Genomic DNA, 11,796 nt, shown 5'->3' on the forward strand with positions numbered 1-11,796 from the left:
GAGCCGCGCATGTACAAACTGACAATCGAAGACCTGCACAAAAGCTATGGCGAACATCATGTCTTGAAGGGTGTTTCGCTAAAAGCCAACGCGGGTGATGTCATCTGCCTGATCGGCGCCAGTGGCTCGGGCAAGAGCACCTTCCTGCGCTGCATCAACTTTCTGGAACAGCCTGATGATGGTCGTATGACCCTTGATGGCAAACCCGTTGAAATGCGTCATGACCGTCACGGCATGCACGTCGCCGATCCTGATGAGCTGCAACGAATCCGCACACGGCTGGCCATGGTATTCCAGCACTTCAACCTGTGGAGCCACATGACCGTGCTGGAGAACGTCAGCATGGCGCCACGCCGCGTGCTCGGGGTGAGCAAACACGAAGCAGAGGAACGCGCCCGGAAGTACCTGAACAAAGTAGGCCTCGCCCCGCAACTGGCGGAGCAATTCCCGGCCTTTCTCTCCGGCGGTCAACAACAGCGCGTGGCCATCGCCCGTGCGCTGGCCATGGAGCCGGAAGTGATGCTGTTCGACGAACCGACCTCCGCGCTCGACCCGGAACTGGTTGGCGAGGTGCTCAGGGTAATTCAGGGGCTCGCCGAGGAAGGTCGCACCATGATCATGGTCACCCACGAGATGGCCTTCGCACGGCAAGTCTCAAGCCAGGTTCTGTTCCTGCACAAAGGGCTGGTCGAGGAACAAGGGTCGCCGCAGGAGGTACTGGGAGCCCCGAAAAGTGAACGCCTGCGTCAGTTCCTCAGCGGCAACCTGAAGTAAGGTCACGTGAAGGGACGACGGCTCAGGCCACAGGCGCTGGCGGCGGCTCGTCAGGCAACGTCGGCTCGCCCGGCTCCATCGGCTGTGGCGTGCCCGGTTCAGGGGTATTCGGGGTGTCGGGATCCGGCTGGCCGGGGATCCCGCCTGCACTGACAGGATGTGGGTGCGCAAGCAGCGACCATGCCAGCACACCAACCTGGTTGGGCTGCAGTATCGCCAGCTTGGCGCTGAGGGTCGGGTCGATTTTCATCAGTCACTCCCAATCAGGGCCGGTACACGTAGTGTGCGCCGGCGGCCTTCATTGGAGTACAGCATACACCCGGAATTCCCTCGCTTTGTCGCCTCAGGCGCGCGGCAAGGTCACGCCACGCTGGCCCTGGTACTTGCCACCACGGTCCTTGTACGACACCTCACACTCTTCGTCTGACTCCAGGAACAGCATCTGTGCCACGCCCTCATTGGCGTAGATCTTGGCCGGCAACGTCGTGGTGTTGGAGAACTCCAGGGTGACGTGACCTTCCCACTCCGGCTCCAGCGGCGTTACGTTGACGATGATGCCGCAACGGGCATAGGTGCTCTTGCCCAGGCAAATGGTCAGCACATTGCGAGGAATACGGAAGTACTCGACCGTGCGTGCCAAGGCGAAGGAGTTCGGCGGAATGATGCAAACGTCACTTTTGATGTCGACAAAACTGCCGGCGTCGAAGTTTTTCGGATCGACGGTCGCCGAGTTGATGTTGGTGAACACCTTGAACTCGTCGGCACAACGCACGTCGTAGCCGTAGCTGGAGACGCCAAAGGAGATCAGCCGGTCGGCACCCTCACCGCGCATCTGGCGCTCGACGAAAGGCTCGATCATGCCGTGCTCTTGCGCCATGCGGCGAATCCACTTGTCCGATTTGATGCTCATGGCGGTGTCCTGAAAATAGCGAGGTGAAAAAATCTGATGCGCATCTTACCGGGCCGGGCGCCGGGTTCAAAGTTCCGTGCAGCGGTGGCCGCCAGATAGCGGCCGGATGGCACTTGGACAGGCGCAACATGCACCGTCAGTCATGCATTTGTGCGAAAGCTCAACAAGACCATTGGCACGTTCTGGAAAAAGGGTTAAGGTGACGTCACTGTGCTGCACAATGTCACTGAGAATCTCTACCTGATGCAAGATTTCGATCAACACATCTTCATGAATTTTCCTGCTCTTTGCACTCAGTCTCGGCCAGGGCGTTTCCTGAACCGTAGTTAACTTTGTCCAAGGAGACATCCAATGTCCAATCGCCAAACCGGTACCGTTAAGTGGTTCAACGATGAAAAAGGCTTCGGCTTCATCACTCCACAATCCGGTGACGACCTGTTCGTACACTTCAAAGCCATCAAGGCTGACGGCTTCAAGAGCCTGAAAGAAGGCCAGCAGGTTTCTTTCGTCGCTACCCGCGGCCAGAAAGGCATGCAGGCTGAAGAAGTAGAAGTTATCTAACTTCCGCTTTTTAGCTTGAAAGAACCCCGCCCTCAACAGGCGGGGTTTTTTTATGCCCTCAGTTTGCCCGGCACTGAAATAACCGGCATTGCCGGCGATAGTATCGCCGGCGCCTACAGGTATTAGTCTTCGCTGATGGTGATGCTCGGCATCGCCGGGGTTGCGGCTTCCTGCAGCACGATCCGTGCACCGACCTGACGAGCCAGTTCCTGGTACACCATGGCGATCTGGCTCTCGGGTTCGGCGATGGCTGTTGGTTTACCGCTATCAGCCTGCTCGCGAATCAGCATCGACAACGGCAATGACGCCAACAACTCGACCCCGTACTGTGCCGCCAGCTTCTCGCCACCGCCTTCACCGAACAGGTGCTCGGCATGACCACAGTTCGAGCAGATATGTACGGCCATGTTCTCAACCACACCCAGCACCGGAATGTTCACCTTGCGGAACATTTCCACACCTTTGCGGGCATCCAGCAGGGCCAGATCCTGAGGCGTAGTCACAATAACCGAACCCGCCACCGGCACCTTCTGCGCCAAGGTCAATTGGATATCGCCAGTGCCCGGCGGCATGTCGATCACCAGGTAATCCAGATTGTCCCATGCGGTCTGTGTCACCAACTGCAGCAAGGCGCCAGAGACCATCGGGCCGCGCCACACCATCGGTGTGTTGTCGTCGGTCAGGAATGCCATGGACATGACCTCAACACCGTGAGCCTGAAGTGGCACGAACCATTTCTGATCCTTGACCTTCGGTCGGGTGCCTTCAGGGATGCCAAACATCACACCTTGGCTCGGACCATAGATGTCCGCATCCAGAATACCCACACGGGCACCCTCGCGGGCCAACGCCAGCGCCAGATTGGCAGCTGTTGTCGACTTGCCGACGCCGCCCTTGCCGGAGGCTACCGCAACGATGTTCTTGACGTTGGCCAACCCCGGAATCTGCGCCTGGGCCTTGTGTGCGGCGATCACGCAGTCGATCTCGACCGAGGCCGCAGCGACACCCTCCACCCCCTCGATGGCGGTCTGCAGCACCTGCGCCCACCCTTTCTTGAACAGCCCGGCGGCATAGCCCAGTTGCAGCTTCACGCTGACGCGTTCGCCCTGGATATCGATGGCCTGGACACAGCCAGCGCTGACCGGATCCTGGTTCAGGTAAGGGTCGGTGTATTGACGAAGGACGGATTCGACGGCTGCGCGAGTGACGGCACTCATGGAGACTCCCGATAAAAGACTGAGCAAAACAGGTCACTATGCTAACCCGTGAAACACGCCCAGATACGTGCACGGGGTGAAATATATTTCCCGGCGTTTTATAGTGACCGATCTCCGTTTCATCTCTTGTAGCCGAAAGTAGCCGAGCCCCCATGTCCGAGCCACGCCAGATTCTAGTCACCAGCGCCCTCCCCTATGCCAACGGTTCCATCCACCTTGGCCACATGCTCGAATACATCCAGACCGACATGTGGGTGCGTTTCCAGAAGCTTCGCGGTAACCAGTGCATCTATGTCTGCGCTGACGATGCCCACGGCTCGGCAATCATGCTGCGCGCCGAAAAAGAAGGCATCACTCCCGAGCAACTGATTGCCGGGGTGCAAGCTGAGCACAGCAGCGACTTTGCTGACTTCCTGGTGGACTTCGACAACTTCCACTCGACCCACGCCGAAGAGAACCGGGCGCTGTCGAGCCATATCTACCTGAAGTTGCGCGACGCCGGGCACATTGCAACCCGCTCGATCACCCAGTATTTCGACCCGGACAAGAAAATGTTCCTGGCCGACCGCTTCATCAAGGGCACCTGCCCGAAATGCGCGGCAGAAGACCAGTACGGTGACAACTGCGAGAAATGCGGTGCCACCTACGCACCAACCGAACTGAAGAACCCCAAGTCGGCAATCTCCGGCGCCACACCGGTACTGAAAGACTCCCAGCACTTTTTCTTCAAGCTGCCAGACTTCCAGGCCATGCTGCAGAGCTGGACCCGCAGCGGCACCCTGCAGGACGCGGTAGCCAACAAGATCGCCGAATGGCTCGATGCCGGCCTGCAGGAGTGGGACATCTCCCGTGACGCACCGTACTTCGGCTTCGAGATCCCGGACGAGCCAGGCAAATACTTCTACGTCTGGCTGGATGCGCCGATCGGTTACATGGCCAGCTTCAAGAACCTCTGCGAACGCCGCCCGGAGCTCGACTTCGACGCGTTCTGGAACAAGGACTCGAAAGCCGAGCTGTACCACTTCATCGGCAAGGACATCGTCAACTTCCACGCCCTGTTCTGGCCTGCCATGCTCGAAGGCGCCGGCTATCGCAAGCCTACCGGCATCAACGTCCATGGCTACCTGACGGTCAACGGCCAGAAAATGTCCAAGTCGCGCGGCACCTTCATCAAGGCCCGCACCTACCTGGATCACCTGTCGCCGGAATACCTGCGCTACTACTACGCCGCCAAACTCAGCCGCGGCGTGGACGATCTCGACCTGAACCTCGAAGATTTCGTACAGAAGGTCAACTCCGACCTGGTTGGCAAGGTGGTGAACATTGCCAGCCGTTGCGCCGGTTTCATCCACAAGGGCAACGACGGTGTGATGGTCGATGGCGACGCAGCACCGGAACTGACCGAAGCCTTCCTGGCCGCCGCACCCGGCATTGCCGAAGCCTACGAGAACCGCGATTTCGCCCGCGCCATGCGCGAGATCATGGCCCTGGCCGACCGCGCAAACGCCTGGATTGCCGACAAGGCACCTTGGTCACTGGCCAAGCAGGAAGGCAAGCAGGAAGAAGTCCAGGCGATCTGCGCCCAAGGCGTTAACCTGTTCCGCCAACTGGTGATTTTCCTCAAGCCGGTGCTGCCAGTACTGGCCGCCGATGCCGAAGCGTTCCTGAACGTTGCCCCGCTGACCTGGGCCGATCATCAGACCCGCCTCGTCAACCATAAGTTGAACCCGTTCAAGGCCCTGATGAGCCGTATCGACCCGCTCAAGGTCGAGGCCATGACGGCTGCCAGCAAAGAAGACCTGGAAGCGACACAGACCAGCGTAGCAACTGGCAACGGCGAGTTGGCCAAGGATCCACTGTCGCCGGAGATCGACTTCGACGCCTTTGCGGCGGTCGACCTGCGTGTTGCCTTGATCCTCAAGGCCGAAGCAGTGGAAGGTGCCGACAAACTGCTGCGCCTGACCTTGGACATCGGTGACGAACAGCGCAACGTGTTCTCCGGCATCAAGTCGGCCTACCCGGACCCGGCCAAGCTGGAAGGTCGGCTGACCATGATGATCGCCAACCTGAAACCACGCAAAATGCGCTTCGGCATCTCCGAAGGCATGGTAATGGCTGCCGGCCCTGGCGGTGAAGAGATCTACCTGTTGAGCCCGGACAGCGGTGCAAAACCGGGTCAACGCATCAAATAAGTGATATCCGCCCCGGTCATCTCAGGCCGGGGCGTTCTCTTCCCTTCGTCGTTGCCGGATAATGGCTGACAGCCCTGATTTTTCGGCCCTCCAATGACAGAACTGATCGTTACGCTCATCGGCGCTGCATTGATCAACAACATCGTCCTGCACCAGGGGTTGGCCCTTGATCCCGCCCTGCGTATTGATGGCGCTGCAGACCGACACAAGATCCATGCACTGGGATTGACCACCGGCCTGCTGATGCTGAGCAGCACCCTGATCGGTCAGCTCCTCTATCGCTACCTGCTCCTGCCCTTGCAGATGGACTATCTGCGCCTGTTCGTGTTCCTGCCATTGTGCATCGTACTGATCACGCCACTGCTTACCCTTGTCAGTCGCTGGCAGCCCCAACTGCCGCAGACGGGTCTGAAGCCTCTGCTGCTTGGCAATGCCGGCGTGCTGGCGCTGAGCCTCACCGCCAGTAGCCCTGAACTCGACGTGCTGCAGGTCATAGCCTTGAGCATAGGCAGCGGCCTGGGCTTTTGGCTGGTACTGATACTGCTCGACGACCTTAGACAGCGTACCCTCGACAACGACGCCATACCCGAGTCCTTTCGCGGCCTGCCACTGGAGCTGATTGGCGCCGGTATCATGGCCATGGCCTTTCTCGGCCTCAACGGATTGTTTACATCATGAGTCTGATTCAACGCATCGACGCCCTGCTGCCACAGACCCAATGCGGCAAATGCGGCCACGGCGGATGCCGCCCATACGCAGAAGGCCTGGCCAAAGGCGAGGCCATCAACAAATGCCCACCAGGCGGCGACGAAACGATCGCCGCCCTGGCCGAGCTGCTTGACGTACCGATTCTGGCGCTGGACCCCGAGCGCGGCAGTGCACCGGCTCAGGTCGCCTACATCAGGGAAGCGGAATGTATCGGCTGCACCAAATGCATCCAGGCCTGCCCGGTGGATGCGATTGTCGGCGCAGCCAAACTGATGCACACGGTCATCAGCACCGAATGCACCGGCTGCGACCTGTGTGTTGCGCCCTGTCCGGTCGACTGCATCGACTTGCTGCCCTTACCGGCGAACAGCGCAATCATCCCCATCGTTGGCGGGCTGGCAACCGATGCCGAGCAACGGGCTGCACGAACCGCCAAGCGTGACCACTCCAGGCACCGTTACGAGCAACGCAACGCACGCCTGCAGCGTGACGAGGCTCGCAAACAAGCCGAACGCCTTGCCCGCAGCCAACGCCCTGCGGCCAATGCCACGGCCGAAACGGCAACCGATGACCCAATCAAGGCCGCCATCGAACGCGTCAAGGCTCAAAAGATCGCCGCAGCCGATGCGGCCCTGAAGCAGGCGAAGATCGCCGCAGCCATGAGTCGCGCCCAGCTGAACAAGGCCCGTACAGCGTTCGGTGAAACCCCAAGCGATGCCCAGCATGCCCAATTACTGGAACTGGAGCGAGAATCTCAGGCTGCGCAAGCGCACCTTGAATCGCTACAGGCAGTGAGCGAGCATGGCCGCGGCTGATGTCAGCGAGCGCCTGCGCACCGCCATGGGGCTGGTGCTGCTGGCCTGCGCCCCAGGGCTGCTGGCGTTGCTCTGGTTGCACGGCTGGGGCTTGCTGCTCAACCTGCTACTGACCAGCGTCGGTGCGCTGGCAACCGAGGCCGGCTTGCTCATGCTGATGCAGCGCCCTGTTCGGGTCGCGTTAAGCGACGGCAGCGCCCTGGTCACCGCGACATTGCTGGCCATTGCACTACCCGCCTATGCGCCCTGGTGGTTGCCGCTGATCGCTGCCAGTAGCGCGATTGCGATAGGCAAACACCTGTACGGCGGCGTGGGCAAGAATCCATTCAATCCCGCCATGCTTGGCTATGCCCTGGTCTTGCTGTCGTTCCCGGTTGCGATGACCCAGTGGCCTGCCCCCCAACCGCTGGACCTTGGCAGCAGCCTGCACCAGGTGTTTGGTATTGCCAGCAACACTCAACCCGACGCTTGGGTACAGGCCACCGTACTGGATGGCTTGCGCAACAACAGAAGCCTGACCATGGATGAGTTGTTCGCCCAGCACCCCGGATTTGGCCATTTCGGCGGTAAAGGCACCGAGTGGGCCAGCCTTGGCTTCTTGCTGGGCGGCATGTTCCTGCTCCAGCGCAAGGTATTCAGCTGGCATGCGCCCATAGGGCTGCTGAGCAGTCTGTTTATCATCAGTTTGTTCTGCTGGAACGGTTCGGGCTCCGACTCCCACGGCTCGCCACTGCTGCACCTGTTATCCGGCTCAACCCTGTTCGCGGCGTTCTTCATTGTCACAGAACCGGTGTCCGGCCCCAGGAGCCCCAAGGCCCGCTTGCTGTTCGGCGCGGGAGTCGGGGTATTGATCTACCTGATCAGAACATGGGGCAGCTACCCCGACGGCATAGCGTTCGCAGTGCTGCTGATGAACCTTGCGGTGCCAGCCATTGAACGTTGGGCCGGCCGCTGGGAACGGGAGGCAACATGAAGCGTACAGGTCTGCGCAGCGGCATGCTGCTGGCTGCCCTTGCGTTACTGGCAGTCGCGGTCAGCATGACCTGGCATCACTACGCTGCCGCGCCGATCAGGGTCGCACAGGAACAACTCAAGGCACAGACATGGCTAAGCGTGCTGCCCGCTGAGTCCTATGACAATAGCCCCTTGCAACACCCCATCCGCCTGAGCGATACCCGCCTGGCACACAGCACACTGCGTGCAGGCTACCGCGCGCTTCTTGGCGGGCAGCCGAGCGCCGTGGTACTGCATAGTCGTACGCAGGGCTACGGCGGCGCGCTGGACATACTGATTGCCATAGATCCCAGCGGCCGGCTAATGGGCCTGAAAGTCCTGCAACAACAGGAAACCCCGGGTCTTGGCGCACAGCTTGTAGAACCCGGCAACACCTGGCTGCAACACTTCATCGGCCATGGGCTCACAACTACGCCCGATGCCGCCTGGGCACTGAAACGCGATAATGGCCAGTTCGACCAACTGGCCGGCGCAAGTGTGACCTCTCGCGCCGTGATCCAGGCGCTACATGACGCCCTGCGCTACTTCGATGAGCATGCCAAAGACCTACTCGAAGGGGCCACCGATGAATAGACACTGGCTTGCCGGCCTAAGCCTGGCACCGCTGCTGGGCGCCACGCAAACGCTCCTGCAGGGCGCTTCGATAGCAGCGCTCAGCCTACTGGCAATATTGTTGCATCGCCTCGGTATGACGCCCCTGAGGCGGCTACTGACGGGTATCGGCGCAGAAGTCGCCAGCATGCTTTTGGCTGCGACAATCGTCACCTGCCTGGAACTGAGCCTACGCGCCTACGCCTTGGTGCTTTACCAGAGCCTGGGCCTTTACACCGCACTGATCGCGCTGCAGTGCGTGCTGTTCGAGCATGCGCTGGTACACGCCAAAAGCTGGCGCCCCCCGCTGAGCCTGTTACTCGGGTTCGCTGCACTCTGCATCATCCTGGGTGTGGCTCGTGAGCTGATGGGCAGCGGGATGCGCCTGGCCCATCTCACCCCCGGGGCCCTGTTCCTTCTTGGCCTGTTGCTCGCCCTGTACAATAGGACCTGGCGCCGACGTGCGCCCTCTAGCTGCCAAGGAATTCGCTGACCCATGAATGCTACAAAACGCCTGGAAATATTTCGCAGGCTGCATGAAGACAATCCGGAACCGAAGACCGAGCTTGCCTACACATCGCCCTTCGAGCTGCTGATTGCGGTCATCCTGTCCGCACAGGCTACCGACGTTGGGGTCAATAAGGCCACTGCACGCCTGTTCCCGGTGGCCAATACTCCAGAGGCAATATACGCACTAGGCGTCGAGGGGCTGTCGGAGTACATCAAGACCATTGGCCTGTACAACAGCAAAGCGAAAAACGTTATCGAAACCTGCCGATTACTGGTGGAAAAGCATGGCAGTCAGGTGCCGGATAACCGTGAAGCCCTTGAGGCACTGCCTGGGGTGGGTCGAAAAACCGCTAACGTGGTGCTCAACACCGCCTTCCGACAACCCGCAATGGCTGTCGACACCCATATTTTCCGTGTCAGCAACCGCACGGGTATAGCCCCCGGCAAGAACGTTCTAGAGGTTGAAAAGGGGCTGCTGAAGTTTGTACCCAAGGCTTACCTGCTGGACGCCCACCACTGGCTGATCCTGCATGGTCGCTATGTGTGCCAGGCGCGCAAGCCACGTTGCGGCAGTTGCCGGATCGAAGACCTGTGTGATTACAAGCACAAGACTTCAGACGATTGAGCAAATAGCGAAAAAGCTGATTAGCCGATTGAAAAAATCTTTTTTACCGGACCTGAGAATCTCGTTATAAGGTGCGCCAATGGCCCTCTTGCCGTGGAGTGACTTATGAGCACCGATAAAGAAGACCTGGATCTGGATGACGACTTTACTGCCAGCGAAGATTCGCCTGTCGCGGATGTTCCGGTAGAGACGACAAAAACCAATCTGAGTAAACGCCGCACCATTGACAACCTGCTGGAAGAGCGCCGTTTGCAGAAACAGTTGGCGGACTACGACTTCGATCTTTAACGAACAGCCGCCTAATCAACAGGGCGGCGAGTAGTGGGTTATCAAAAAGCCTCCTGGTCGGGAAGCTATTTTGAACGTCATTTCATACCAGATCGTTACGTTGAGCGAGCTCAATCAGATCGACCAGGGAGCGGGCATTGAGTTTCAGCAGCAAACGCGTCTTGTAGGTACTGACCGTCTTGTTGCTGAGGAACATGCTATCGGCGATTTCCTTGTTGCTTTTGCCGCGCGCCAATTGTTGCAGCACCATCATTTCCCGACCTGAGAGGCGTTCGACCATCTCCGCTTCACTGGCCCCTCCCAGATTGGAACGAACCGAATGCAACGCCTGATTGGGAAAGTAGCTGTAGCCCGACAGCACAGCCTTGATTGCGCTGAGGAGCTCGGTCAAATCCTGTTGCTTGCAAACATAACCGGCAGCCCCCGCCTGCATGCAACGCATTGAAAAATGCCCCGGCGCCTGGGATGTCAGCACCAGCACCTTCAACGCCTCCCCTGTAGAGGCCAAGCGGGTAATGACCTCAAGCCCGTCGAGTTTAGGGATTCCAATATCCAGAATAACAATGTCGGGAAGATATTCCCGGGCAAGTTGCAGTGCATCTACACCATTATCCGTCTCCGCAATGACTTCGTAACCATGCCGTTCCATCAGCATGCGTACAGCCAAACGAATGACTGGATGATCATCCACGATCAGCACTTTATTCATGGGCAAATCCAAATTTTTGCTGTTCGGTTTTTAAGCTCGCACAATATCCCATTCATTCGAAATATTGCATTCTGCTCCCGCCAAGCACTTACACTCAAAGACACGGCCTACAAAATCATAGGACAATTCCTACAAATTTTATTAATGCCAAACTCAGAAAACAGCAGCACCCGCCAAAGAAAACGCAAGTAAAATCCGCTGTAAAACAACACTATCATCATTCAAAGTCACAACCTATGAAGCGACGCCACAATCGTTGAAGGAAATTTCCCATAGTGCCATTAGATTAATAGAAGTTCGTAGTCCTCTTTAAAAATCACCCCATACAGCCGCCTTACGTGCTGCCTGAAACAACACATAATTACCCACCTGTACGGACTATTCGAGCGATCCTTCTGAGCATGGCGGCCCGTCATGCATCTCCGCCAAAATGAGCAGAAGGTACTGAATCATGAGCAACGCCGAACCCAAAAGTCCGTTGACCATCATCGCCATCTTCGCCGGAATCATTGAGGCCTCTGCGCTGGCCTCCCTGCCATTTCTCGGTGAAGACAGCCAAGAAATTTACACGTGGTTTCTTGTAGGGTTTCCGCCCTTCTTGACACTGCTTTTCTTTCTTACATTAAATTTCAACACACGATCACTGTATGTCCCTGACAATGCTGAAATACCCACAGAGCACGCACAGGAGATAGCGGCATCGAACTATTTGACCCAAGAAAAAACCAGCGATGAAGCGCCCATAGCCGAGCCTCCTTCAAGTGCAGTTGAATATTCAACAACGAGCACGGTAAAACGTGAACAGGGCGGCCTCAAGGAGCAAGTGCAACACCTGATGTAAGGTGTTGCCATGTCTACCCAATACAGTCACCTGAGTACCGA

The 11,796-nt window shown here is 58.3% G+C and carries 14 protein-coding genes and 1 pseudogene; 11 read left to right on the forward strand and 4 right to left on the reverse strand.

Annotation, left to right across the window (positions count from 1 at the left end; translation table 11 throughout):
• Positions 1-9 precede the first annotated feature (9 nt).
• Positions 10-774: an ABC transporter ATP-binding protein gene (locus CYD26_RS19690; protein ID WP_065760446.1), complete on the forward strand. Its 765-nt coding sequence runs from the start codon at positions 10-12 to the stop codon at positions 772-774.
• Positions 775-796: 22 nt separating this feature from the next.
• Here the strand turns inward: CYD26_RS19690 and CYD26_RS19695 are convergent, their stop codons facing one another.
• Entirely contained in the window at positions 797-1,024 is a 228-nt protein-coding gene (locus CYD26_RS19695; RefSeq protein ID WP_065760447.1) for a hypothetical protein, read from the reverse strand.
• A 93-nt stretch (positions 1,025-1,117) separates the two neighbouring features.
• The gene (dcd, locus tag CYD26_RS19700) at positions 1,118-1,684 is read right to left on the reverse strand and encodes a dCTP deaminase (RefSeq protein ID WP_065760448.1); all 567 of its coding nucleotides are present in this window, start codon (positions 1,682-1,684) and stop codon (positions 1,118-1,120) included.
• Between the two features lie 351 nt (positions 1,685-2,035).
• Between dcd and CYD26_RS19705 the strand changes: the two genes are divergently transcribed.
• The gene (locus tag CYD26_RS19705; RefSeq protein WP_009396490.1) at positions 2,036-2,245 is read left to right on the forward strand and encodes a cold-shock protein; all 210 of its coding nucleotides are present in this window, start codon (positions 2,036-2,038) and stop codon (positions 2,243-2,245) included.
• A 122-nt stretch (positions 2,246-2,367) separates the two neighbouring features.
• Here the strand turns inward: CYD26_RS19705 and apbC are convergent, their stop codons facing one another.
• Entirely contained in the window at positions 2,368-3,462 is a 1,095-nt protein-coding gene (gene apbC / locus CYD26_RS19710) for an iron-sulfur cluster carrier protein ApbC (protein ID WP_102053389.1), read from the reverse strand.
• A 152-nt stretch (positions 3,463-3,614) separates the two neighbouring features.
• Here apbC and metG point away from each other — a divergent pair, with 152 nt between their 5' ends.
• The 8 genes and pseudogenes from metG (at position 3,615) to CYD26_RS19750 (ending at position 10,205) form a co-directional block, all read left to right on the forward strand.
• Positions 3,615-5,654, forward strand: coding sequence for a methionine--tRNA ligase (metG, locus tag CYD26_RS19715; protein ID WP_102053390.1), 2,040 nt, complete (start codon positions 3,615-3,617; stop codon positions 5,652-5,654).
• Between the two features lie 93 nt (positions 5,655-5,747).
• Positions 5,748-6,332: an Rnf-Nqr domain containing protein gene (locus CYD26_RS19720; RefSeq protein WP_102053391.1), complete on the forward strand. Its 585-nt coding sequence runs from the start codon at positions 5,748-5,750 to the stop codon at positions 6,330-6,332.
• A pseudogene (rsxB, locus tag CYD26_RS19725) lies at positions 6,329-7,153 on the forward strand (electron transport complex subunit RsxB); the annotation flags it as partial. The gene CYD26_RS19720 and the pseudogene rsxB, both read left to right, overlap by 4 nt.
• Before the next feature lie 10 nt (positions 7,154-7,163).
• On the forward strand, positions 7,164-8,150 hold the full coding sequence (locus CYD26_RS19730; protein ID WP_102053393.1) for an RnfABCDGE type electron transport complex subunit D: 987 nt from the start codon (positions 7,164-7,166) through the stop codon (positions 8,148-8,150).
• Entirely contained in the window at positions 8,147-8,764 is a 618-nt protein-coding gene (locus CYD26_RS19735) for an RnfABCDGE type electron transport complex subunit G (protein ID WP_102053394.1), read from the forward strand. The genes CYD26_RS19730 and CYD26_RS19735 overlap by 4 nt, the downstream gene beginning before the upstream one ends.
• Positions 8,757-9,275: an Rnf-Nqr domain containing protein gene (locus CYD26_RS19740; RefSeq protein ID WP_102053395.1), complete on the forward strand. Its 519-nt coding sequence runs from the start codon at positions 8,757-8,759 to the stop codon at positions 9,273-9,275. Before CYD26_RS19735 ends, CYD26_RS19740 begins: the two co-directional genes overlap by 8 nt.
• Positions 9,276-9,278: 3 nt before the next feature.
• Positions 9,279-9,917 (forward strand): endonuclease III, encoded by a 639-nt coding sequence (gene nth / locus CYD26_RS19745; protein ID WP_102053396.1) that lies wholly within the window; start codon positions 9,279-9,281, stop codon positions 9,915-9,917.
• Between the two features lie 105 nt (positions 9,918-10,022).
• Positions 10,023-10,205, forward strand: coding sequence for a PA3496 family putative envelope integrity protein (locus CYD26_RS19750; protein WP_102053397.1), 183 nt, complete (start codon positions 10,023-10,025; stop codon positions 10,203-10,205).
• 82 nt (positions 10,206-10,287) lie between these two features.
• Here CYD26_RS19750 and CYD26_RS19755 read toward each other — a convergent pair whose 3' ends face one another.
• Complete coding sequence (locus tag CYD26_RS19755; protein WP_065760458.1) at positions 10,288-10,914, reverse strand: response regulator transcription factor; 627 nt, start codon at positions 10,912-10,914, stop codon at positions 10,288-10,290.
• 451 nt (positions 10,915-11,365) lie between these two features.
• Between CYD26_RS19755 and CYD26_RS26010 the strand changes: the two genes are divergently transcribed.
• Positions 11,366-11,755 carry a hypothetical protein gene (locus CYD26_RS26010; RefSeq protein WP_371917249.1) on the forward strand — a complete coding sequence of 130 codons (390 nt, stop codon included), beginning with the start codon at positions 11,366-11,368 and terminating at the stop codon, positions 11,753-11,755.
• The last annotated feature ends 41 nt before the right edge of the window (positions 11,756-11,796 follow it).

This window comes from Pseudomonas sp. FFUP_PS_473, from assembly GCF_002858665.1.
GTDB classification, from domain to species: domain Bacteria; phylum Pseudomonadota; class Gammaproteobacteria; order Pseudomonadales; family Pseudomonadaceae; genus Aquipseudomonas; species Aquipseudomonas defluvii.